Below are 23,064 nucleotides of genomic sequence, written 5' to 3'. Positions count from 1 at the left end.
GCGCTTTTTTAATTTGCAATATATTTCTAGAAATATAGAAGTGTTTTGTGGTTTTGCTGAGCTTGCAATATTTTAATCATCGCCCTCGCTACGGGCGCAGATGATTGGTAGTTTTGCCCGGTCACTATGCGGCCATCCACTTCAACATGAACTTCGCCACGCGGGCTGTATAAAAAAGTGCCGCCGCGCTGCTCAATGGTTTTAGTAATATGAAAAGGGAATTGCTTGAAATACGGGCGATCCGGGTTTTCATATTCGTCGGGGTAACCGCTGATACGTTTATCTTTCACCAGATAATCACCGTTTTGCAGACGCAGATGGGCAATTCCAGCCGTGCCATGGCATACCGCAGATATAATGCCGTTATGCTGCTCATAAATTTCCATGCTAATGCGTTGCAGCGCAGTGTTGTCGGCCACGCCATACATGGCGTTGGTGCCACCAACATAGTGCACCGCACGGTAATTTTCCGGCTTTATTTGTGTTGGCGTTAAGGTATTGCCAATCGCATACATAAAGTCGGCGTTATACAAATATTTTTTCTGCATTGGCTCTGAGGTATTGATATAGGCCAGTGGCAAGGCGCCGCCATTGGGGCTGACAAAGTCGACACTGTAGCCAGCCGTCACAAACTCATCATAGGCATTGACGATCTCAGCAAAACTGACACCTGTTGGTAAGTCTGAATCGCCATGAAAATGAGCGCTGGATAAAATAAACAAAATGCGCTGGCCGTTATTGTTGCTGTCAGCGCTAGCGGCTGATTTACTGATAATTTGCCACTTATTATCGATTTTCTTTAATAAAAACATATCGATATAGCGCAGCTTCTTACCGGGAAGCAGTATCTCGGCCTTTACGTTAGCTAGATTATCATTAGCGTCAATCTGTACAATTCTGCCGATACGGCCATTGCTGCGCCCTTTGTTCTTGTCTTTATGCCAGCTCAGATACTCTTTCGCCGACACCTGCCAAAGTGGTGTGTTGGCTTTTTCCAGATATAACAGCGCATCAGGATGAAACGCCTGTGCCAGTGTATCGGCGTCGCTGTGTGATGAACCATAAAAATACTGTTCGATGGTTTGGGTTATGGCTGCTTTATCTTCGTACGCCAATGTTTGGTTCGCGCTTAAGGCTGCGCTAAACAACAAAGTAATCGTAAGGTAAAAGCCTGTTAGTAACGTTGATCTACGCATAATGTCCTCCGAAATAATCGGCGGCTACCATAGCGCAGAGCCCAAGCTAAAAGTTGCGGATTTATAATTCCGTAATGCTTAATCAGGCATTTTTCTGATTCTGATGGGCATGCTGCCGGTATTGGGCTGGTGTAGTACCGGTCATTTTCTTAAATGCGCTGTAGAAGGTCGATAGCGAATTAAAGCCGCACAGATCAGCGATATGATCGGTTGGCAATTTATTGTCGGCGCAAAGCAACGTTTTAGCATGTGCTATACGCAGCGTATTCAGGTAGTTTGGAAAAGATATTTGCAGGTTGTCATTAAAAAACTGTGATAAGCGGCTGGTATTGGTACCCAGCTTTTTGGCAAGTTGCACCAGTGTCAGATTGGCATTAAGGAATAGCTGTTCTTGGTGCATCAGGCGCGTTAATTTTTGCGTCATAGCGTCAACATCATCAGCTTGAAGTTTTTGCTGGTATCGTGCTTCGTTTTTATGTTGCGACGCTGCGTGTTCCCGTTTTGCGCTAATGGCTAACACAATACTGATGTAAAAAATAATAGAAAAACTCAGTGCCCCGCTGATATATGAGGTGTAGCTACCTGTGGCGTAGGAAAGCCAAATCATGGCATTTGCAATAACGATACTAAGGCTTAGCGTTTCCAGCTGGTTTAAGCTACGTTTTGTAGTAAAGGTGGTTTTCAGTGTGGGGTATAACACACCAGCACTCAGCATTATGTAAAACAACCAAACATAATTAACCAATTTATATAATGTGCCACCCCAGAACTCGGGGAAGAGCTGGTACGGGTAAAGAATGCCGATTAGCACAATGGCGGTAAAGGGCAATAAAATATGACCTAGCTGCTTCTTTGCCTGCGATTTGCGCCGGGTTGTTGATAGGCAAAAAAGGTATAAGCAGGGGCCAATCAATAAGCAGGCGCTTAAGCCAAGTTGCAGGTAAAGCTTATGCAAGTCTGGTGAAAAGTAGAAAAACACTGATTTGCCAATCCGCATACTCAGCATCATCAAAAGCAGCGCCAGAAAACGATTGCCTGAAACAAGCGGTGCTTTAAACCATAAGTAGCCACTTAGTAACAGGGCATTAAATACACCCAGTGCACTGAAAAAAAACAGTATTTGTGAACTCATTCCTGGTTAAATTGTTGCGCAGAAAAAGCAATCTTAAGATAAAACCCGTTGTCGCGGATACAAGAATTTAGCTGCCAGTGATAGCCCTGGCAAATGCGGTTAACCAGATGCAGGCCTTGGCCAATGCCCGAACTGCCAGCGCTTTTTACGCCGGGGCTGAGAATATCTGCCGGGCTCTCTGTTGCTACCGGGTTGGCAATACACAGCACATCGCCACTAAGGCTAATCTCCAACTGGCTGGCGCTGGCATGGTTTAGTGCATTGTCGATGATATTATTCAGCAGAATATGCAGTAAATTCTTATTGGCACTAATGCGGTAGTTTGCAGCTATGGTTAGCTGCAACTGCAGCTCACTTTGGCGCATTAACCTAGGGTTATTTACCAGGCAATACTCAATTTCCTCCAACAGACACAGCGGTTGCTGTTGCATCGATTCTTCTCGTGCCAGCGCCAGCAGCACATGAATGGTTTGCTCCATTTGCAACGCCGATTGTTTTAGTTGCGTAAGGGTCTGCATATCGGGCGGCGCAGTGCAGCTAAGCCGACTAAGGACCATTTTTAATACCGTGGCCGGTGTGCGCAGCTCATGGCTGATATCGCGGGTAAAATCGGTTTCACGCGCCAACGCAGCTTGTAACTGGGCAATATTATGCTGAATGGTCTGGCCCAGATAGCCAATCTCATTGTCCGGTAATATATCGGCTAAATTAAGCTCGGTACCCGGCTGGTGCTGTTTTACCTTGGTGCTGATAGCTTGCAGTGGCCGGATAATTTTCAGGCTTAAATAGCGTGATAAGGCAAAGGCAATTGCCAGTACCACGGCCAGTGCCAGCATCAAATAGGGTAGCAGTTTTGGCAGATAATCACGGGTCACTTCAAAGCCGCTAACATCTGCTGCCAGTATCCACTCTGTGTTACCCAGCGCTACAGTTTGCAGGTGCAAGGTACCGCCGTTGCCATTGGGAAACTCAACCCGCTCTGGTGCCAGCTGATGCAGCTGCTGGATCTCGTCGGGCATCGCATGCCAGCCGGCATGCAGTGTCATAAACGGCTGACTGGGTGCAATAACATTGCCGGTTTGTTGATACTGCTGGGTAATATGCCCGGCTTCTGCCGTCACCAGGCGGTTAAATACATTATCTTCTACTACCCAGGCATAACCGAGCATAAGCAGCATTAAGCACAGCGCCAACAGCAAACTAAACAATACAATGCTACGTTGTAAACTGGTTTTTAAACTATGAGAAGCCAACATAGCTAGCTTTTGACCTGCAGTTTAAAGCCGATACCATGCAGGGTTGTCAGCATAGCGGTGGCAAAGGGTTTATCCAGCACCTGGCGCAGCGTATAAATATGTGAACGGATAACGTCGCTGTCAGGCGCTTCGTCGCCCCAGACTTTATTCACCAGCTGCTGACGGCTGACGGCATTCGGATAAGCCTGTACCAACAGCAGCAGTATGGCAAAATCGGTGCTGCTAAGTTTCAGGTTCTGGCCCTGTCGCTCAGCTAATTGCTGCTTTTCGTTAATACTTAGCTCGCCTATCACTACCGTTTGCGATTGATGCAGCTGATGGCGGCGTGCCAACGCCTGACAACGCAGTTGTAGTTCGGTTAAATCAAACGGTTTGGTGAGGTAGTCATCGGCTCCGGCATCGAAGCCCAGGCTTTTGTCGGCGATGCTGTCGCGGGCTGTCAGCATCAATACTGCCGGCACAGGATCGCAGCTTTGCTTCAGTGTTTTACACACAGCAACGCCATTGATATCGGGTAGCATCACATCCAGCACAATCACATCGTAGTGTTGCTGCTTTGCAAGTGACAACCCTAAAGCACCATTGGCGGCATAGTCCACCTGAATACCTTGCGCACTAAGAAAGTCGCACACTTCGCGGCCAATCTCCAACGTGTCTTCAATCACCAGTACCGACAATATCGTCATTACGCTTGCTCTCTGTTGTATTTAGGTGGCGTAGGGTCTATTGCAGCTTAGCATGGTTCTCGGCCGAGCCCAGATGGTGTAACACCTGCTGCAAGGTGGTGTCGATGGCGTTTTGTTGATCCTGCAGCTTATCTGCAACAGGCAGATCCGGTATTACTGCACTGACCGCGCTATTGCCGTTTGGCCTTAACAACAAACGGGTTGCGACATAAGCCCTTAGCTGCGAGTGCGGCAAATTAAACAGGTTACCCTGCGCAGTTTGGTTAGCAAAGCCGCCGGTGGCTTTACCTGCCAGTATGCCAAACTGGTTATCCTGCACAGTAGTGGCAAACACTATGGCCGCCGAATAGGTTACCGGCCCGATGAGCACGACCACCTTGCCGTTGAAATGCTGTGGTGAGCTATTTGGTTTAACATAGTCATCCCATGGGGTGCTTATCATGTCGCCAGCCTGACCTTTGTAGCCAAATACACCACGATTTTCAGCATTCAGCTTCTCGGTCACATGCGATACCAGACGAAATGGTTTGTCGGCAATATAGCTTGCCAGCTCTGTCGCGGTATCGGTATTGCCGCCGGTGTTATGACGAATATCGATCACCAATGCGGTGAGGTTATCTTTGGCAATGCTCGTGAAAGCGCTGTTTAACTGGGTAGAAAATTCATCTGGATCGACATCAAAACTGGTTACCTCCAAATAGCCGGTAGCGTCATTTAAGCGGCTATATGTTATGTCAGCAGTAGTTGCACTATCTTCTTTAGCTGCAACCTGCCAGCTTTGCTGGTTGTCTATTAGCAGGCGTTGTGTTTTACCCTGATAGTTATATTCGATGTCGAACTGATCAATAAAACCATATACCGCCCACAGCAGAAACGGCAAGCGTTCAGCGACAAAGGCCTGGCGCAGCACCGCAGTTTCGCCACCAACATAACGTTGGGCATTAGCAAAAATATCAGTAACTGCCACGCCATTAATGCTGATTAACTGGCTACCAGCGGGCAATTGCTGGTTCTGGTAATGGTATTGCTTAGCGACAAAAACGCCGTTGCTGCTGAGCTTAACCAAAAACGGGAAGGGTTTGCTGCCTTGTTCACGCAGCCCATTTAGCTCCTGATAGGGCCAGAGTAAAAAGCTGTGGCCATCCTGAAACAGATGTGACAACTGGCCTATATGACGGAAAAACTCTAGCCTTGTCATCGGTGTGGTAATGTTCGCTTTCAGTGCCGCCACCTGCTGATACAGTTTTACTTCATCGGCATAACCGGCAAAGTCCGGATGGCGTAGTTTTACCCCTGCAACCAGCGCGTCAATATCCTGATGTAGCAACTCTGGCGCAATTTTCTTCTGCATCAGGGCTGGGTTTTCCAATTCAGGAAAAATATCCAGATGCGCTCCGGTGCAACCGCTAAGCAGCAATAACGTACTAAATAATAAACTGACAATAGCTTTCATAACTTCGACTCCTGTGTCTCTGTTGTGAAAGTTACCAAAGATAGTGTGAAGATTTCGTCGGCAGCAGGGCGCTTCACACAATCACGACATTTAGCGGGCTAGAGTTGAATTTTACACAACGGCTGATGTTTACCCGTGCCTACAATGCAATATCTGGATCAATAGAGAGGAGTTGCTGTGTATCAAATATTACTCATAGTTGGTGCATCCGTACTTGGTGTTTTGGGTGTTGTGCACATTGTTTATACAGTATTCACTGACAAGTTCAGCGTTTACGATTTATCTGTGCTTAATGGTATGAAAAGCACATCACCAAAAATCACTAAAGAAACGACAGTATGGGATGCCTGGGTAGGCTTCAATGTAAGTCATAGTCTTGGTCTGATCCTTTTTGCGTTTATGTATATCCCTTTAGCTTTAAATCATGTTGATTTTATCAAAGCGTCAGTATGGTTTTCTTCTATTCCGGCTGTATTCAGCGTTGGCTATTTATTTTTAGCGTACAGATATTGGTTCAGAGTACCGTTAATTGGTGTGTCGATGTCATTGATTTGTTTTATAGGTGCGCAGTCCACCTTGTACATATGATCTTGGTAAAATAAAGCACATAAGACGCCACCATAGGTTGTGATTTGCCGTCTTAAGTTAGCAATTGTGTTGGTTTTTAAACGTATAAAAGGCCAATTATGCTGCATACAATACTGAAGTTCGTGACAGTTTTAACTTTCATATTCGCCTGTCAACTTGATGCAACCAATAAGGAGGTCATTAAGTTTGCAGCAATTGACTGGTGTCCTCAGTTGTGTGGCCAACAAAAAGATCAAGGCTACATCATTGAGCTTATAAAAAAGATTTATCCTGCCAGCGAATATCAGTTGCAGATAGATTTCTTTCCCTGGTCCAGAGCTATTAAAGTAGTGCGAAATGGCCAGTACCATGCACTGCTATCGCCAGCAAAATACGAAGCGCCAGATCTGCATTATCCAATTAACCCGGCTGGAAACCAGCAAATGTGCTTTTTTGTATTGGCAGAAAATAAATGGCGTTACACAGGTGTTCAGTCTTTAGCCGGCCTGAGCATTGGGATAGCCGCGGATACGTCGATTGAAGAACTTAACCAATACTTTCTTGAAAATGAAGCGCAGTTTCAGGTTCAGCCTTATTTAGAGCGATATGTTGCTCAAAATGCCAACAAGCTGTTAAAACATCGGGTTGATACCTTTATCTTTACCCGAAACACCACCGTATTAGAGCTAAGCAAGCTCAACTTGGATGACAAAATAACAATAGCGGGCTGTGTCAACGCTGAAATGGTTTTTGTGGCATTCTCAAGCCACCCTGATGTTAAGAGAGAGATCTCAAACTATATTGCTAGATATGATGCTGAATATCCTTCACTGGTTAATTCCGGTTGGATCCAATCACTTTACGATAAATACAACATTAGCTGGGATGTCAGCAGTCATGATAAATGACGGCCACTTCTCGGTGCCATCAGCATGAAAAGTTAAGTTCAGGATTACAATCAGGACAATAAAAAGGGCAATGCACAATTGGCTGAGGTGGCGTAGTGCTGTGCCATCTGCTGATAGCACGCATCCGCTGCCAGACGCTCTGACAAGGCACGCAGCTGTGTTATGCGGTAATTGGTAATATCGGCACTCTGTGCCTGGGCGCGACAGGCCAAAATGGTAGAAAACGCCAGTATTACCCCTACATTTAGTTCTATGTCTTTTATATTGTGTGCCAGCTGAGGTAACAAGTGGTCAATCAGCATATCAACACTAGCGCAATAGCGTTGCTGTCCGGCCTCAAACAGCAGTGTACTATGCTCACTTACGCCAAACTTGTCTGCCAGCAAGTTTGCCCGAAAGAAAAAGATAATCGCTTTTTCAAAGTCGGCATCGCCCAGTCGGAAGAGTTTGGCATCCGTGGTTTGATGCCATTGAAAAGGCAAGATCTGCTGTGCAATTAACAGTGAGTCATAGCTGACAGCATCGCCGTCAACCAGAGTGGGCACTTGTTGTTTCGGGTTGCAGCGCTGTAATAATGCATCTGTCTTTAGCGTCTGCCAGGTCAAAAGATAATCGTCATGGGCGATGTCATGGCGTAACAACAACCACTTTATGGCCCGTGAGTAAGGCGAGTCGATAACCCAAATGAGTTGCTGCACTGTGCAATCCTTATGTGTTTTATTTAATCAGTCTTTTCAGCGCCTTTTGCCAATAGATACTCAACAATATCTCTCTGGCCACGCTTTTGCGCGGTTATTAATAGCGTATTTCCTTGTTTGTCCCGCAGATTGATATCGGCACCGTGTTCTAGCAGAAATTGAATACGTTCAAGTGAGCCGTAAAATCCTGCCATATGCAATGCAGAATCACCACGTTCATCCTGCTGATTGATATCCAACCCGGCTTGCAATAGTTTAGCGGCGAGCGCATTGGCATCATCATGAAAATACTGCCACATCAACCGGCTTAAATAATGCTGTTTCCTAAAGCCAAGATGGCTGACGTCTGCGCCCGCGTCTATTAAGTATGAAAAAAACAGGCTGTTTCCTTGTTTAAGGGCGTAATCGAGCAATGGCAAGCCTTGTAGCTCTGCGCTTAACATTGCCGGCTGAGCAGCAATAAGTGCTTTGAACAGGTCTAAATCCTGCGCAATAAAGGCGTGAGTGAGTAACGCTTCGGTTAACTCTGTTGCTTGTTGCCAACTGGTATCCTGCTGTATCAAGGCCAACGCTTTGTGCTGATCACCCGAGCGCAACAGTGTGACAAGTGGATGTTTTGATTCTGGTTTCGGTGGGTTAGCGGCCATTTGCTGTTGCAACCAGTCAAGCTCAGTCGATACCCTGGAGTAGTATTCCAGGGCGCCATAAGCCCCCTGCGTTTCCGATTCCTGACAGCAACTGACACCAGCAAGATAAGGTGTGCCGTTTTCCAGAATAAATGCCGGGCCACCGCTGTCACCCGAGCCGCTAACTCCCTCAAGCGGTGTCGCGTTATCGCCTTGGTTAAACTCAAAGGTTAACCACTTACCTTCTACTGAGTTGATGGTGTTGGTGGCTGCGCGTAGCAGGTTATCTTGCTTAGCATCACCGGTCACACCATTGCCGGTAGTACCTTTACCTGCAATAGTAATTACTTTATTCAGTTCGTCATGTTTGCGGTAAAGAGCGGCCGGTTTTGCTTGTTTTAGCGGCCAGCGCAGTTGTAATAAGGCCAGGTCAGGCTCACCGGTTTGGGTAAAGTCAGGGTGCCGGATAATTTTAAGCACAGCGTAGTCGTTATCCAGGTGCTGAATCTTTAACGGGTATTGCTCTGCCGGGTTAACGCAATGTGCAGCGGTAACCAGCCAGTAATCATTAAGCACGGTCGCGGTGCAACGGTCTAAATAAGCAATGTAGGGTGCAAATCTGTCGGCATGTTGCTGATATGCGCTATCAGCTTTGTCATGGCGGATCACGATGGCCTGTGAAGTGATTGCTGTCAGCGAAAGTGACAAGCAGGAGGCGAGCTGAAGAATATGGCGTAACGTCATCGTTGATAGTCTCTTTGTCTAATTCGTAATGGCTACTGTGTGCTGCAACATTGCAGGCACGATAAAAACGCCCAGATTTAGCGCACAAAGCCGCGCAGCAGGTTGACGTCGCTGTCAGCGCTTTTTGCTGGCGATAATCTTTGTTTGTTGTGCTCACTAACTATTTGAAATGCATTTCTACCAAAAGCGTTTCAAACACAATTACTTAACCCAGGAAAACTCTACTTTGAAAAGGTTTGGCTGATCAGCCTTGAAAAGTTCTCTTTCTGGTAATCTTCCATAGATGCGTAAAATGCAACACACCCAAGTACTAAAACTAAAGCGGCGTATGCAGCAGTTTTTTTGAAGTTTTTACTCATATGTAACTCCATATCAGTGGTTTAAGACGAACAGAATCACCAGCTTAAGCAGTCCTTTGTGAAGATTTCGTTGGAAAAAACTGTCACGTTTCACAAATTCACGACATTGAGTATGTTTTGCTTGCGTTAAAGCTAACGAGCCATGAGTTATGCAATAACAACAACTTTGCTAGACTCCGGACTAAACGCGTGAAAGAGCCAAAGGTTATGCAAGATAAATCAACATGGTACGGTTCCCCGATACTGGCTGTTGGCCATGTGGTTTTTTGGTGTGTCTATTTGGTGTTTGAACATAGCGCCCATTTAATTTATGGCGACAACCATTGGTCCGGTAGTTTGCTGTCTTCGATGTTTATGATGCTAGCGACAGGCGCGCTGGCCGTTTGCTACATCTACCTGCAACGCAAGCCTCGCAAATTAGGTTTTGCCGGTTTGCTGCTGTTTGGCCTGGCACTATTTACTCTCTGGAATGGCCTTAACGCGGTATTGCATGGTCAGATTACTACTGAGCAGTTAATGGCTGGCGGCTGGTTAGTCTGGTATTCAGGTGGCGCCTATCGCTTTTTGTTGTTGCTCAGTTGGATTGGCCTGTTTATCAGTGGCTATATTTACCTGCAAAAGCAAACACAAAAGCGCCAACTGCAAACGGCGCAACATTTGGCACGGGAAGCACAGCTGCAGTTGCTGATGGCTCAACTAAACCCGCATTTTCTGTTTAATGTGCTTAACTCACTTGACGTTGCCATCTTAGAAGGCAACAACGAGGCAGCGCACCAGATGGTGGTGAAACTGAGCCAGTTTTTGCGCATAACGCTGGAGCACAAATTCGCTGGCAAAATTGCCCTACAGCAGGAATTGGAATTGATACAACGTTTTGTCGATATTGAGCGGCAGCGCAGCACGCAGCTGTTGTTGGTTAATTATCACGTCAATGCTGACGCAGCGTCAGCTTATGTACCTCCGCTTATTTTGCAGCCGTTAATTGAAAATGCCATTAAGTTCAGTCGCACCTTAGGCGGCAGTGATGCACAAATTAACATAACTGCAGGCGTGAGCGCACAGCAACTTAATATCAGCATCACTAATCTGTATAACACGGCGGATAAAGCCGCTGTCGCTGGCACCAGCAGTGGCCTGGAAAATGTAACGCACCGCTTAAACTTACTGTATGGGGAAGGTGCCAGGCTGTTAACAGAAGATCAGGCTGGCCGTTTTACTGTCAGCATTACCCTACCGTTAGAGGTAGCGTTATGACGATAACATGTTGGGTTATTGACGATGAGCCTGCAGCGCACAAAGGCATTGAGCTGGCGCTAAAAGCGTACAGCGATTTTCACATTGTGCATCACAGTTATAGTGCTGATGAAGAGGGGCTTCGCGAAAAGCCTAAACCTGATGTGATTTTTCTGGATATTGACATGCCCAGAGTGAACGGTTTTGAGTTTTTGGCCAACTGGCAGGGCGCTCTGCCTTGCATCGTATTTATAACCGCCTATCAGCAGCACGCTATAGAAGCTTTCGATAACAACGCCCTTGATTACCTGCTAAAGCCGATTGAACAGCAACGTTTTGAACAGATGCTCACCAAGGTCAGGCAACGGGTAAAAGAAAAGCAGTTGGTGCTCAAGCACAGTGCAGTTGAGCAATGGTACCAACAGGTTGTGCAACAAACCTCTTTATTGGGGCTTAGTGTGCAAACGGACGAAGGTTTGTTCTACCTGAAACAAAAAGACATTATCTATATTGAAGCCGTTGCTGATCATCTGGCGTTTTATTTGAACAATAACACCCTGTTGTCGCGGGATACGTTTAAGCGCTTAAGTCAGGAGCTTGATCACAACTTCTTTTTCCGAACGCATAAATCGTTGATGGTAAATAGCGCTCACGTTATTAAGTTTGACAGAGGTCGCTTTGGCGATGGCATGCTAGTGCTGTCAAGTGGAGCCTCAGTTAAATTAAGCCGTCGCTACAAAACGATACTGGCAAACATCAAGCATTCGTCGTCGTAGTGTGCCGCTTAGCTAAGTGTTTTAGCCGCTTACGTCAGCGCAATGTCATTCAACCGATAACTATGCTGTGATACAGACCATTGTGGGCTTTGGCGTTAGTGCAATTGAAAGCATTATCTGTACTTGTAATTGAAAGCTGCCATCGGCTGGGGCGTGAGTTTTGTGATTATCTGCTGCAAGCAGGAATGCATGTCGATTTTGCCTCAACAGGCCCGCTGGGGCTGAAGCTGGCGCGTACCAACAGTTTTGACGTGATTGTGCTAAACGTGAGGCTGTCTGGCAGCAGAGGGATTGAGCTGTGTCGCAGTTTAAAGCAACTGTGCAACCCGATTGCGCCGGTGTTACTGATATCTGATAGCGACTGCCTGACTGAAAAGCGCCAGGGTTTCACCGCCGGCGCAGACGATTTTATGAGCACGCCTTATTGTTTAGAGGAACTGAGCTTGCGCTGTGAAGCCTTATCAAGGCGCCATAAGTTACATCAGCCACAGATAATTAGTATTGGTGAGCTATATATCAACGAAAATCAACGCATGGCCACCCGGGCTGGCCGTACGTTAAAGCTAAGCAATACCGATTTTGACATCCTGATGACGCTGGCCTACGCCTATCCAAACACTGTTAGCCGTCAGCAGCTGGCAAACAAAATCTGGGCAGGCACATACTGCGACAGTGATGTCATTCGCTCGCATATCTACACATTGCGTCGGGTTTTGGATAAGCCTTTTTCGACATCAATGCTGAAAACATTACGCGGACAAGGATATCTGCTCGATAGCCCAGATTAGCCAGATTAACAGCTGTATTTCACAGCGCATTGCGACAAATTTTTATGAAAACATCTTTGACAGAGCTAAAGCAAATTTGGTGCGGCAATGCCGCTTGGGGCACATTTTTCGCCTCTGGGTTTAGCCTGATTTGTTTGGCATACAGTTTATGCCATGGTATCGGCAAATTGTATTAAAGGGTGTCAAAAATGTATCCAGTGCATAGCAGTAAGCTTTGGTCCACCAAACAATGTATGGCTTTTCTTGGCCGAAAAAGTGTGTTTGTCGCCAGTTGTATGGTGTTGTTAGCATTACCCGCTGTCTTAGCTGCGAAGGAGAGTGAGCCTGCAGCCGATATCAAGGTGGCAGTTGTCAATAAAATGCTTACAGCCTACGGTGGCGATACGTTACTGCAGGCGAATAGCATCAAAGTCGTCGACTACAATAAAGGCCCCTGGCCCGGCGAGGGCGAATCGCCGGATGTGCCTGAGTTATGGCGTATCAACGAAGAGCTGATCATCGACTATAAAAACCGGCGCAAGAGCTTACTATCCTATCGGGTACCGCGTAGCACGCTGGATTTGGAAAAGTGGGTGCAGCAGGGCGATAGCACCATCATGTACGACATTCTGCATGAAAAATACTCTGAAGAAAGCTGGGCCAACTTTGACCGCTTAGGCGCATCGTTAGAGCGCAGCAGCGATACGCTGCAAGCTAAACGCTTAGCCGGCCTGTCAGCAGAGCTGGAATACAGTGGCAAGGAGTATTACCGTGGCCGCTTGCAGCAAAAACTCATGCTGCAACACGCCTCCGGTGAGCGTTATACCTACTTTGTCGATAACACATCCGGCCTTATCCATAAAATACTGCGCCAGCACCCACGGGCAGGAGACATGTTGTATGTTTTTTCTAATCACAACACGGCAGCCAAATTGCCCTACGCCCGCGATATGAATTTCTTTGTTAATGGCCAGCTGCGGCTAAGCTCAGTGCATCGTGATCTTGAGCTAAACCCTGATCTGAGCGCGGCCTTTAGCGGCTTTGACCACTTTACGCCATGGGGTGAAACCATTGATGGCTCTGAACTTACGGCGAAAAAACTCAGCACTGGCGTTTATCAGGCCGGTAAAGGCCGGGCGCTAACAGTATTTATTGAACAAGCCGACCATTATATTGCTATGGGCGCCGCGGACGCACTTAGCGAGAATTTTGCTGAAATTAAAAAGCTGTCGCAGCAGGATAAACCGCTAAAGTACTTTGTGGTTACCCATCATCACAATGCCAACGTGCGCGGCCTGGACAATGCCCTGGCACTGGGGGCAACACTGGTGGTTGCTAAGCAGCACCAGGCTACCATTTTAAAACATGCTACGGCCGCACAGCCGGATAACCTGCTGTTAATCCCAGAACGTGCAGCATTCACGCTGGGTGATCTGATGCTGTTTGATATCGCTACGGCACATGCACAACATTATTTGCTGGCGTATTTACCCTCAGTTCGCATGGTGTTGGCAGAAGATCACTATGTCACTGAGTTAAAAACGGCTAAGCCACGCATTTACCACGATATGGTTCGCTTTGCTCAAGCTTTAGATGAGTTAAAAATCGATGTAAACACCCTGGTGGATATCCGTGGCTGGCGCCAGTTCAGCATGGCAGAGTTCAGGCAATGGACAGACGACTTTACGCCGAAAACCTGTCCGGCAGGTTACCCGATTTGCGCAAATGGCTAACAGTAAGCCGTTGCAAAAAGGCGGCATTGTGCGGATTAAAACACTTTTTCCTGTTGCGCTGATTATTACACTGCTTTCAGGCACGTTGCTGCCGGCAACCGTATTTGCCCGGTTGCCAGCGGCTGGTGCTGATGCTGTTACGCCGATAGAGCCCGTATTGGTGCCAGTGGTAGCAGACGAACAAATCGTGTCGACCTATATGGGCAAATATGAAGTCACGGTTGCTGAGTTTCAGCGCTTTGTGAATGCCACAGGCTACAAGGTGCCGCAACACTGTTTGGTGTTTAGTGCAGCACGTTGGCCTTCGCCGGATAACCCGGGTAACTGGAATGACACTGACGTGGCACAGGATCTGTTTCAACCTGTGGTTTGCGTCGGTGTAAAAGGCGCATTAGCGTATGCTGCCTGGCTTAGTGCTGAAACCGGCAAAGCGTATCGTTTACCCAACGCCAGTGAGTGGCAGTATGCCGCAGCAGCAGGACGACACAGCCATTATTACTTTGGTGATGACGTTGCCAGCAGCCAAATTTGTAAGTATGAAAATACTGAGGATGAAGCCAGCAGTATCGGCATAAAACGGGACCATAACCATAGCTACCGGCATCATACCAATTGCAATGACGGCGCTACTTATCACACTGTGGTGGGTATGTATCGGCCTAATGACTTAGGTTTGCATGATATGTTGGGTAATGTCAGAGAAATCATGCAAAGCTGCGCTGTCAAAGCCGCTACCGGTGATAGCTGCCTGCAATATGATATCAGCGGTGGTGCCTGGCACTGGCAAGCACTGGCCCGGCAGACAAAAGATGTTGTTGCTGCGGATTTCTACGGCAGTTTGGAAGGCTTTCGTCTGCTGTTGGAACATGAAGGGGCAGTCGCGCCATCGGCTGAAACCCTCGCGTTTCAGCAAAGCCTTAAAGGTGCTCAGCTTAATGCCAGTCTGCAGCACCGGCTAATGCAGGCGACGCCTGTGGCACCAAAGCAGGTGCTGCTCAGACCCTTGCCGGATAACCGTATTGAACTTATCTGGCAGCCGTTGACTGCAGCTGATATCAGCTATTCGGTTTACCGGCAATTAATTGACCCGACAAGCCAGCAAGGCCGGATAACAGAGCGCATCGCCAGTGCTGTTACTGCCAATAGCTACACTGATACGTTGCCGGCTGCCACCCTGGTGGGCTACCGGGTTGATGCTAATAGTGCCACTGCAGACAGCTTGCCGGGTACTATGGTTTGGTATGGCCAGCATAAAGTTCATCGTGTACAGGAGCGTATTCAGGCTGAACATTACATTGATGCCCAATTCGCTTATAGCAATCAGAGTGGCAACAGCATGCACTTTAGCGCCAATCCTTATCATCTTTATAGCGAACAGTTGCCATTTTTACCGGCCTGGCTCAGTTTTGACTTTAACAGCACACGCGATGAATGTCGTAGGTTAACACTGAAAGTACGAGGGGAAGCCGGCGCGCAGTTTCATGTCTGGCAAGGTAATCACCTGGTGGCAAGTGTCACCCTTTTAGGCGCCGACGATTTTAGCTTACTTACCGTCGATGCCACGTTAGTTGCTTCAGCACAACGCTTAGAGATTAAAGCGGCTAACCAAAAATGGTTTGAGCTGGACTGGTTTGAGTTCAGTTAATAGAGTTTGTTGGTGAGCCAATTTCTTCACGTCCCCTTGACGTTCAACTTGCTAGGTTGGCGTAAAATTTTAAATGGAAGAAAAATGAACAAGTATCTATTTATATCATTGGTGATCTTTAGTCAGATAGCAATATGTTGTCAGGCTGAGGTTATGGCTGATGAGGCAACAAGACTGCAAGTTGCGGTAGAGCAAGGATTAAGACAGCCAGTGGTGTTTGAAAACGAAGCTGTGCCTACCTTTTCGGTGCTAGATAGACTGTCATTTTACAAGGTTCCGGGGCTGAGCTTTGCACTGATTGCTAATGGCAAAGTGGCCTGGAGCAACGGTTATGGCAACCTGTCATCCTCTTCCGATAAGCCAGTAACCCGCAACACAGTCTTTCAGGCGGCGTCGTTAGCTAAGCCTGTTACCGCTTTTGCAATAATGCGGATGCATGATAAAGGCAAGATTGATATTAATAAGCCGATAAACGCCTATCTGAAATCTTATCAGCTAGCAGGTGCACAACCGGGTGCTGAAAAGCTGATCAGCTTTGAAAACCTGCTTAATCACAGCTCAGGTCTATCAGCGGGTGGTTATATGGGCTACGCGCAAGGAGACGCAATCCCAACCGATGTTCAGACTCTGCTTGGACAAGAACCCGCCAATACAAAAGCGGTTACAGTTGAATTAGCCGCCGGTAAACAAGTCATGTATTCAGGGGCGGGCTATACCGTTGCAGAAGTAGCACTGCAGGATGAGTTCGGTAAACCCTTTGAGCAGTTGATGGATACCTGGGTACTGCAACCCTTAAATATGCTTCATAGTTCTTTTGATATGGCTTATCCGCAACGAGATGACATTGAGATAGCGCTGGGGCATGACATTACCGGCGTGGCTATCGAAGGTGGCTGGCGTGTGCATCCTGAGCAAGCGGCTGCTGGCTTGTGGTCAACTGCTACGGATTTGGCGAATTTAGCGGTTGAACTAACAAAAGGTTATCACGGCAAGAGTGACGTTATTTCGCAGCGTTCTGCACGGCAAATGCTGGCGCCGGTTAAGCCGGGGGAAGATTTATCTACCTACTTCGGCGGCCAGCCAGCGATGACTTTCGTTACTGATGGTGAGGGGGAGCGATTTCTGTTTAAGCACAACGGTGGCAATAGCGGATATCGTAGCTTTATGCTGATGTATCCTGAAAACGGCGACGGTGCGGTGTTTTTAACCAATTCAGATGCGGGCTTTAGTGTTGGTTTTGACATGATCAGAGCTGCTTCTGCCGTATACAACTGGCCTGATTATAAGGCTAAAGCTTATAAAAGACGCAAGGTTGACCGTATTCAGCAACGCAGGCTAGTAGGGGATTATGAGTTTGAAAATGGACTGCAGGTGTCATTGCTTAACTCTGAGCTGGCAGACGGTATCGCTATTAAATTTCCTAACGGTGATATTTATCCGTTGTCCGCAGTGGAAGATAAACATCAGTACGTGCATCAGGATTCAGGCTTGGAAGTCAGTTTTATCGATACTGATGGTCAGCTGAGTGTGTTTTTATATAACCAAACGGCGTTAAAAAAGTGAAACATGGGCGTTTTATGCAAAACCGGCTGATGCTAATCATGATACTTGTAGGGGCCTTGTTATCTACCAAGATACAAGCGTTTACTTCAGAAGCGCTAACAATAGGTGAGGTGATAACGCTGCAATACCCGTCAGCGGTGTTGCAGCAAACCCGCACTATTAAGGTGTATTTACCTGAAGGCTATACTAACTCGACAGAAAACTATCCCACGTTATATCTGTTAGACGGTGAACGGCACCTGGCTCATGCGGTGTTGGCAAGCCGTTTACATCAGGAGCTGGGTAATATTCCTAGGCAGATTATTGTGGCAATTAATAATCTTGCGCAGGACGGTGCCAGAGAAAACGATTTCTACCATCAAAAAGCTAAATTTGCTGAGTTTATCGGTGCTGAATTACAGCCGTATATGGCTAAAACCTTTCGCGCCGGTAAAAGCGCCACTTTATATGGCCACTCTTTAGCTGCGTATTTTGCCGTTGATTTGCTATCAACCCAGCCCGCGCTATTTGACCGATATATCGCGGCCAGCCCTCCGCTGCAGCGCCACGCTAATGATATTTATCAACAACTGATTGGGCAAACGTTAGCGTCGGGCAAGACGCTGTACATCACTATGGCAGAGCCGGCAATGGAAGGGGAGCAAGTGTACAGCGCTTACCTGCAGTTTACCCGCTTACTGTCTGACCAAGCGCCGTCTGGCCTGACATGGCAGGCCGAGGTTATGCCGGGCGAGAGCCATATCAGCAACTACTACATCAGTTTTTTTAAAGGTATTTTCAACGTGTATAGAAATACACAGTAAAGGTCTAAAAATTTCGTCCATTCGCATTAACAACGAAAAGCAAAAGTAAAATGGTAATACCCCCTAAAAATAACTGACGTCAAAAGTAGAATTTTCTCTTAACATAAACGCAGGACTTAATTTACGGTTGAAGTAGTTGCTTAAACCAGCCATTATTTTTCAACTCAAATAATTCTCTTCGGTGTAATCGACTCTCTTGGAACGTAAGAAACTCAATCGAAACCGGTTTGATGCGGTAACCGCCCCAGTTGGCTGGTCGGGGAACTATTTTACCGGTGTATTCTACTGTTATTTCTTGAAGTCTTTTCTCTAGCTCATGCTCGGAATTTAGTGCAGCGCTTTGTTCAAAAGCTGTTGTAGTTAATTGAGCGCTTTTGTTTCGGCTTTGCCAATAGTTATCAGCTTCAACCTCGGATATAAATTCAGCAACACCGACAACACGGATCTGGTAGCCCACATGGTCCCACCAGATTGTCATCGCCGTTTTTTCATTTTTAGAAAGGTGCCTGCCCTTAGCGGAATCAAAATAAGTGCAGAAAACAAAGCCTTGTTCATTAACTGACTTTAAATCGACAAACCTGCCGGCAGGGAAGCCATTGGCCTAATAATCACTCGCCCAACTCAGCTTCATTAGTGGCAAACTGTTTAGGCGTCAATCCTGTCTTCATCTTGAAAGCCTTGTAGAAAGACGACTTGGCATTAAAGCCTGATGCGAATGCCACCTCTATGATAGGCAGTTTATTCTCACTAATAAGCTGCTTGCTATGCTCAATCCGATAGCTATTCACATAGTCAAAAAATGAACTGTTGAGTTTTTGATTCAGTACCTGCGAGACATAGTTAGGTTTTTCTGCAACCTCAGTAGCTAATAGTTTGAGTGATAAGTCAGGGTTTAAATACAGTGATTTAGCTATCATTGCCTGTTCAATTTTATCCGCAATTTTTTCACTGCGCGCCTCATCAAGCCCTGAGCGGTTATACTTTGCCGATGTGTCTTCCATTGTTGTTAATGTCGCAATGGCATCAAGGTCTTCTTGTTGCAGGTATCGTTCATTGAAACCAGGCTTTTGCCGCAATCCCCAAAACGACATTAACCAAAGCAGGGCAAAGTAAGTCAGCAGCAGCGTGTTAGTTAATGCATTATTAGCTTCGCCTGAGAAACTCAATAAAAGTGCGCAGAAAGCCAGCAGCCAGGCAACGGATATTGCTGAGATAATGAAAAATAGCCAGCCCATTTCCCGCTTGTCATTAGAGGCAAACAGTTGCTTCAGTTCTCTGCGATACGTGATTAACCGGCTTATTATCAAATAAATATAAAATGATGACTGAACTATCCAAATCACCATAAAGGCGAAAGTGGACATTGCCAGTAATTCCGCTGTTTGTGAAAGAGTTTGTTCCTGCCCTTGCATCAGTTCAACCAGGTATTCAGAGGGCATAAATATCAGCACCAGGGCATATATCAAAGCCAGTGCAGGCAACACAAAGTGTAAATATCGGTTCTGTTTGATATGCCAATCTGTCGGTGAACATATGGCTTTGACATAAAACCACAGAAATATTGGCTGACAAATATAGCTGGGGATAACGATGGCAAGACTATAAAGTTCAATGCCCGGTGCGGCTTGTATAAAAATTGGCAGAGCGTTTGCCAAAGATGTGAAAACAAGGAACAGTGCTAACATAATATAGGCTTGACTGATTTCTCGTCTGGCCAAAAGCATAGGGATCACAATGCTGACGAGTCCAAGGCTGCCAGCCAATAGGTAGTTTGCAAAATAGGTTGGCATCTATGCTTTACCTTAGTTAGAGATTGGTCAAAAGATTCCTAGCCGTCATGCTCGGTCTATTACGATACAGAAATGCGTCATCCTGCAAGCCTTGCACCAATTAATGTTAAAGGATGAGGCAATAAAAATGAAGTCGGCTAACTATGTTACTGGAATCGCAGCGCTAGTGCTGTCGTTTATTTACATCAGTGCATTCGTGTACTACGGCGCGTTTTGGCGCTTTCCTACTGACGGTGATGCTCAAACCAAGATGATGTTCATTGCAGAGCATCAAACTATAACCTCAGTTTTCTTGTTTATTACCTACATACTGTTTGGTTTGGTGTTATCGATACTGGTCGCGGGAACATCGCGCATACTGGGCAACGCCAGCGAGCGGCTAAAGTCTGTGACTAACGCTTTTGGCTATCTGTGGGTAGGCTTGGTGATCGCAAGCGGTATGATAGCCATTAGCGGCGTCAGCTATGCGATTGGTATAGCCCACTCTGATGCGCAAAAAGCCTTGGATGCCTGGGCGCTGTTAATGACCATTGCACAAAGTATTGGTGGCGATAACGAGATTGTTGGGGCGGTATGGGTAATTCTTGTCAGCATTCTCGCGTTAAAAGCAGACATTTTTTCTAAAAAGCTACATTACTTGGGCATTACAGTTGGTTTGGCGGGTGTCGCCACTATTACTTCTGTTGTTATGTTTAAAGAGCTGTTTGGCGTGTTACAAATTATTTGGTTTTTCTGGTTGGGGCTGTGTTTTTTGCGGGCGGCCTCAGATGAAGTGAAGGTGTAAGCACAACACCTTTACCTACAAATAAAGCCTCTTGAATTGGCTATGCGACTATAGAATTCAGAGGCTTAAACTAAAAAAAGTTGAAATAATGAGTCTCAGCGTTCATGCACGGACGAAAATAGCAGCTGACTCTGCAAAAGTTGACGCACCTTAACCAAGTCAGAAAAAACATGCGCAGTCTTATTTTTCCACTATCTCTTTTGCTCTCCCCACTTGCAGTGGCCGAGGGTACTATCGCTAATTCAGATGATGAACAGAATGTAAGTTTAAAGCTCGATTACGACATTCACCTCACAAACGGCAGCTCTAACGTCAATCTCGCTGTAATTAATGAGCAAACAGGTGAGGTGAACATCAGTGTTATTAATGCTGATGACGACAGTTATCTTGCTGAGGTTCAGACGCTTCTGCATGAGCAGGGAGCTAAAGCCTTTGCCAGGGTAAATTGCGATAGTTTTAAAAAAATGATCCCGCAAGAGGCACGCTCAGTCATCAACGATAATGGGCATAAGGAATATTCCTTTAAGCCCATTCCTGATGCAGATGATGACCCGGCAGTGTTTGAAAATTTGACCGGCGTCGCTGAATTGAGCCATGCAGCAAATAATGTATTGCGGATAACCTTGTCTAATGAGGCAGCCTTTTCCCCTTCCTTTGGCTCCAGTATCAGCCGTTTAAGCTTTGACATTGAGTGCTTACCGGTGGCCGATACAGTAACGGTGTTAAAAAAATATAACCTGCTAATACAAGGCTCCGCTTTTTGGGTGCCGTTTGAAGAGCGCATCGAACGCACTTACACAAACTACCGGCCATCAAGCTCAAGCAGTATCGAGCAAAAGTAGGGGGGTGCTATGCAAACACTGTCCTTAATTGGAAATTTACATTTCATCGCGGGTGGAATTACGCTTGTTGCGGGTTTTACGGCGCTTTTTGCAACAAAAGGCTCGCAGCTACACCGGTTTTTCGGCCGGGTTTTTGTCTGCTTTATGCTGGCATTAACAGCAAGCGGATTATTGCTGAGCGTGCAACGGGATATCTTGTTTACGGTGTTTTTAGGCTTGCTAACCCTGTATTGCTTTTTGACTGGCTGGGCAAGTTTGTCCAGGTGGTATGTGGCGAAATGGGTTTGCAGATTATCGCCTATTATGGCCTTAACGCTATGTTTGGGCTCAGTTTTGGGTGGCATTAAAGCGGCTAACTCCGCAACGGGCACACTAAATGATCTGCCCGCTGGCGCTTTCTATTTCATTGCTGCAGTGTCTTTTCTCTGCGCAGTACTCGATTTGAGCTACTGGCGACAACCAACATTGTCCAGAAAGCAGCAACTAATTCGTCATGTGTGGCGCATGGGGTTTGCGCTGTTTCTGTCTGCATCCATCTTCTTTTTTGGCAACAATCATGTCATTCCGGAGGCGTTGCGCACTCCCTTAATATTATCAATACCAGTGTTATTAGTGGTTGCGGTGACTAGCATTTATATCTTTTTGCTGGCGCTAAGACCGAAATTCACGCGATTTAGGTACTAATTCAAGGGGCGGTCAATGCCAATATTGCTTAGCGCTGAGACATTACTGCTATTGGTGCTCTGGAATTATTAAAAAATGAAAGAACTATCTGTACTTGTGATTGAAAGCTGCCATCAGCTGGGGCGGGAGCTGTGTGATTATCTGCTGCAAGCGGGAATGCAGGTCGATTTTGCTGCTACGGGCACACTGGGCTTAAAGCTGGCCCGGGCCATCAGTTTCGATGTGATAGTAATAAACGTGATGCTGACAGGCAGCAAGGGGGCGGATTTGTGCAGTACTCTGAAGCAACAGTGCGATCCGATCCCGCCGGTATTACTGATGTCTGATAGAGATTGTCTGACAGAAAAGCGCCAGGGCTTCGCCGCCGGCGCCGACGACTTTATGAGCAGGCCCTATTGTTTAGAAGAGCTGGGCTTACGCTGTAAAGCACTGTCGCGGCGCCACAAGTTACATCAACCGCAAACAATTAGCATTGGAGAGCTAAAAATCAATGAAAATAGGCGTGTTGTTGTTCGGGCAGATAAGAAGCTGAGGCTAAGCAATACCGACTTTGAAATATTGATGATGTTGGCACAGGCCTATCCAAATGCGGTTAGCCGTCAGCAGCTGGCAAACAAAATCTGGGCAGGTAGATACTGCGACAGTGACGTGATTCGCTCGCATATCTACACCCTACGGCGGGAGTTAGATAAGCCTTTTGCGACGCCAATGCTTAAAACCTTGCATCGACAAGGTTACCGGCTCGAATCAACTGCTTCACATTATAACGACATACACACTGATAATGTGTCGCTGGCACTTCGCCATCGATAAACCATG

21 protein-coding genes and 1 pseudogene are annotated in these 23,064 nt (G+C 46.6%); 13 read left to right on the top strand and 9 right to left on the bottom strand.

What is annotated here, in order from left to right; genetic code table 11:
• Positions 1–26: 26 nt before the first annotated feature.
• The 5 genes from EYB30_RS00975 to EYB30_RS00955 form a co-directional block, all read right to left on the bottom strand.
• Complete coding sequence (locus EYB30_RS00975) at positions 27–1,196, bottom strand: nuclear transport factor 2 family protein (RefSeq protein ID WP_166836074.1); 1,170 nt, start codon at positions 1,194–1,196, stop codon at positions 27–29.
• An 82-nt stretch (positions 1,197–1,278) separates the two neighbouring features.
• Positions 1,279–1,896, bottom strand: coding sequence for a helix-turn-helix domain-containing protein (locus EYB30_RS00970; protein ID WP_166836071.1), 618 nt, complete (start codon positions 1,894–1,896; stop codon positions 1,279–1,281).
• A gap of 428 nt (positions 1,897–2,324) precedes the next feature.
• Positions 2,325–3,584: a sensor histidine kinase gene (locus tag EYB30_RS00965; protein WP_166836068.1), complete on the bottom strand. Its 1,260-nt coding sequence runs from the start codon at positions 3,582–3,584 to the stop codon at positions 2,325–2,327.
• Positions 3,585–3,586: 2 nt separating this feature from the next.
• A complete protein-coding gene (locus EYB30_RS00960; RefSeq protein ID WP_166836064.1) occupies positions 3,587–4,270 on the bottom strand; it encodes a response regulator transcription factor in 684 nt (227 codons plus the stop codon).
• 37 nt (positions 4,271–4,307) lie between these two features.
• Entirely contained in the window at positions 4,308–5,723 is a 1,416-nt protein-coding gene (locus EYB30_RS00955; protein ID WP_166836061.1) for a S41 family peptidase, read from the bottom strand.
• A 177-nt stretch (positions 5,724–5,900) separates the two neighbouring features.
• Here EYB30_RS00955 and EYB30_RS00950 point away from each other — a divergent pair, with 177 nt between their 5' ends.
• Together EYB30_RS00950 and EYB30_RS00945 are read left to right on the top strand one after the other, a co-directional pair.
• A complete protein-coding gene (locus EYB30_RS00950; protein ID WP_166836058.1) occupies positions 5,901–6,311 on the top strand; it encodes an LIC_13387 family protein in 411 nt (136 codons plus the stop codon).
• A gap of 122 nt (positions 6,312–6,433) precedes the next feature.
• A complete protein-coding gene (locus EYB30_RS00945) occupies positions 6,434–7,198 on the top strand; it encodes a substrate-binding periplasmic protein (protein ID WP_166836055.1) in 765 nt (254 codons plus the stop codon).
• Between the two features lie 50 nt (positions 7,199–7,248).
• Here EYB30_RS00945 and EYB30_RS00940 read toward each other — a convergent pair whose 3' ends face one another.
• On the bottom strand, positions 7,249–7,896 hold the full coding sequence (locus EYB30_RS00940) for a glutathione S-transferase N-terminal domain-containing protein (protein ID WP_166836051.1): 648 nt from the start codon (positions 7,894–7,896) through the stop codon (positions 7,249–7,251).
• A 23-nt stretch (positions 7,897–7,919) separates the two neighbouring features.
• On the bottom strand, positions 7,920–9,266 hold the full coding sequence (locus tag EYB30_RS00935) for an ankyrin repeat domain-containing protein (protein ID WP_166836048.1): 1,347 nt from the start codon (positions 9,264–9,266) through the stop codon (positions 7,920–7,922).
• A gap of 566 nt (positions 9,267–9,832) precedes the next feature.
• On the opposite strand from EYB30_RS00935, the gene EYB30_RS00930 reads away from it, so the two are divergent.
• The 7 genes from EYB30_RS00930 (at position 9,833) to EYB30_RS00900 (ending at position 18,145) form a co-directional block, all read left to right on the top strand.
• The gene (locus EYB30_RS00930) at positions 9,833–10,879 is read left to right on the top strand and encodes a sensor histidine kinase (RefSeq protein WP_166836042.1); all 1,047 of its coding nucleotides are present in this window, start codon (positions 9,833–9,835) and stop codon (positions 10,877–10,879) included.
• Entirely contained in the window at positions 10,876–11,634 is a 759-nt protein-coding gene (locus EYB30_RS00925; protein ID WP_166836040.1) for a LytR/AlgR family response regulator transcription factor, read from the top strand. The genes EYB30_RS00930 and EYB30_RS00925 overlap by 4 nt, the downstream gene beginning before the upstream one ends.
• A 104-nt stretch (positions 11,635–11,738) precedes the next feature.
• Entirely contained in the window at positions 11,739–12,422 is a 684-nt protein-coding gene (locus tag EYB30_RS00920; protein ID WP_166836038.1) for a response regulator transcription factor, read from the top strand.
• Positions 12,423–12,781: 359 nt separating this feature from the next.
• Complete coding sequence (locus EYB30_RS00915) at positions 12,782–14,134, top strand: MBL fold metallo-hydrolase (protein WP_206674535.1); 1,353 nt, start codon at positions 12,782–12,784, stop codon at positions 14,132–14,134.
• Entirely contained in the window at positions 14,127–15,779 is a 1,653-nt protein-coding gene (locus tag EYB30_RS00910) for a formylglycine-generating enzyme family protein (protein ID WP_166836036.1), read from the top strand. Before EYB30_RS00915 ends, EYB30_RS00910 begins: the two co-directional genes overlap by 8 nt.
• Before the next feature lie 12 nt (positions 15,780–15,791).
• Entirely contained in the window at positions 15,792–17,342 is a 1,551-nt protein-coding gene (locus EYB30_RS00905) for a serine hydrolase domain-containing protein (RefSeq protein WP_166836034.1), read from the top strand.
• 38 nt (positions 17,343–17,380) lie between these two features.
• Positions 17,381–18,145, top strand: a complete 765-nt coding sequence (locus tag EYB30_RS00900; RefSeq protein WP_166836032.1) for an alpha/beta hydrolase — start codon at positions 17,381–17,383, stop codon at positions 18,143–18,145.
• A 121-nt stretch (positions 18,146–18,266) separates the two neighbouring features.
• Here EYB30_RS00900 and EYB30_RS00895 read toward each other — a convergent pair.
• Together EYB30_RS00895 and EYB30_RS00890 are read right to left on the bottom strand one after the other, a co-directional pair.
• Positions 18,267–18,731 (bottom strand): annotated as a pseudogene (locus tag EYB30_RS00895) (pyridoxine/pyridoxamine 5'-phosphate oxidase); the annotation flags it as partial.
• A gap of 22 nt (positions 18,732–18,753) precedes the next feature.
• Complete coding sequence (locus EYB30_RS00890) at positions 18,754–19,935, bottom strand: helix-turn-helix domain-containing protein (RefSeq protein WP_166836030.1); 1,182 nt, start codon at positions 19,933–19,935, stop codon at positions 18,754–18,756.
• 127 nt (positions 19,936–20,062) lie between these two features.
• Between EYB30_RS00890 and EYB30_RS00885 the strand changes: the two genes are divergently transcribed.
• From EYB30_RS00885 to EYB30_RS00870, 4 genes are all read left to right on the top strand, one after another.
• Entirely contained in the window at positions 20,063–20,719 is a 657-nt protein-coding gene (locus tag EYB30_RS00885) for a hypothetical protein (RefSeq protein ID WP_166836028.1), read from the top strand.
• 170 nt (positions 20,720–20,889) lie between these two features.
• Complete coding sequence (locus EYB30_RS00880) at positions 20,890–21,561, top strand: hypothetical protein (RefSeq protein ID WP_166836026.1); 672 nt, start codon at positions 20,890–20,892, stop codon at positions 21,559–21,561.
• A 9-nt stretch (positions 21,562–21,570) separates the two neighbouring features.
• Complete coding sequence (locus EYB30_RS00875) at positions 21,571–22,245, top strand: hypothetical protein (protein WP_166836024.1); 675 nt, start codon at positions 21,571–21,573, stop codon at positions 22,243–22,245.
• Between the two features lie 75 nt (positions 22,246–22,320).
• Positions 22,321–23,058, top strand: coding sequence for a response regulator transcription factor (locus EYB30_RS00870; protein ID WP_166836022.1), 738 nt, complete (start codon positions 22,321–22,323; stop codon positions 23,056–23,058).
• Positions 23,059–23,064: the final 6 nt, after the last annotated feature.

It is taken from the genome of Rheinheimera pleomorphica, from assembly GCF_011634895.1.
Lineage (GTDB): Bacteria > Pseudomonadota > Gammaproteobacteria > Enterobacterales > Alteromonadaceae > Alishewanella > Alishewanella pleomorphica.
The sequence above is the reverse complement of the archived record's forward strand: the minus strand, read 5'-3'. Positions and strand labels throughout refer to the sequence as shown.

What these genes read in the sequence shown, in the direction of transcription:
- EYB30_RS00975 (WP_166836074.1), bottom strand. Translation starts at nt 1,196, where the DNA reads ATGCGTAGATCAACGTTACTAACAGGCTTTTACCTTACGATTACTTTG.
- EYB30_RS00965 (WP_166836068.1), bottom strand. Translation starts at nt 3,584, where the DNA reads ATGTTGGCTTCTCATAGTTTAAAAACCAGTTTACAACGTAGCATTGTA.
- EYB30_RS00960 (WP_166836064.1), bottom strand. Translation starts at nt 4,270, where the DNA reads ATGACGATATTGTCGGTACTGGTGATTGAAGACACGTTGGAGATTGGC.
- EYB30_RS00955 (WP_166836061.1), bottom strand. Translation starts at nt 5,723, where the DNA reads ATGAAAGCTATTGTCAGTTTATTATTTAGTACGTTATTGCTGCTTAGC.
- EYB30_RS00935 (WP_166836048.1), bottom strand. Translation starts at nt 9,266, where the DNA reads ATGACGTTACGCCATATTCTTCAGCTCGCCTCCTGCTTGTCACTTTCG.
- EYB30_RS00930 (WP_166836042.1), top strand. Translation starts at nt 9,833, where the DNA reads ATGCAAGATAAATCAACATGGTACGGTTCCCCGATACTGGCTGTTGGC.
- EYB30_RS00925 (WP_166836040.1), top strand. Translation starts at nt 10,876, where the DNA reads ATGACGATAACATGTTGGGTTATTGACGATGAGCCTGCAGCGCACAAA.
- EYB30_RS00915 (WP_206674535.1), top strand. Translation starts at nt 12,782, where the DNA reads ATGCTTACAGCCTACGGTGGCGATACGTTACTGCAGGCGAATAGCATC.
- EYB30_RS00910 (WP_166836036.1), top strand. Translation starts at nt 14,127, where the DNA reads ATGGCTAACAGTAAGCCGTTGCAAAAAGGCGGCATTGTGCGGATTAAA.
- EYB30_RS00900 (WP_166836032.1), top strand. Translation starts at nt 17,381, where the DNA reads ATGATACTTGTAGGGGCCTTGTTATCTACCAAGATACAAGCGTTTACT.
- EYB30_RS00890 (WP_166836030.1), bottom strand. Translation starts at nt 19,935, where the DNA reads ATGCCAACCTATTTTGCAAACTACCTATTGGCTGGCAGCCTTGGACTC.
- EYB30_RS00885 (WP_166836028.1), top strand. Translation starts at nt 20,063, where the DNA reads ATGAAGTCGGCTAACTATGTTACTGGAATCGCAGCGCTAGTGCTGTCG.
- EYB30_RS00880 (WP_166836026.1), top strand. Translation starts at nt 20,890, where the DNA reads ATGCGCAGTCTTATTTTTCCACTATCTCTTTTGCTCTCCCCACTTGCA.
- EYB30_RS00875 (WP_166836024.1), top strand. Translation starts at nt 21,571, where the DNA reads ATGCAAACACTGTCCTTAATTGGAAATTTACATTTCATCGCGGGTGGA.
- EYB30_RS00870 (WP_166836022.1), top strand. Translation starts at nt 22,321, where the DNA reads ATGAAAGAACTATCTGTACTTGTGATTGAAAGCTGCCATCAGCTGGGG.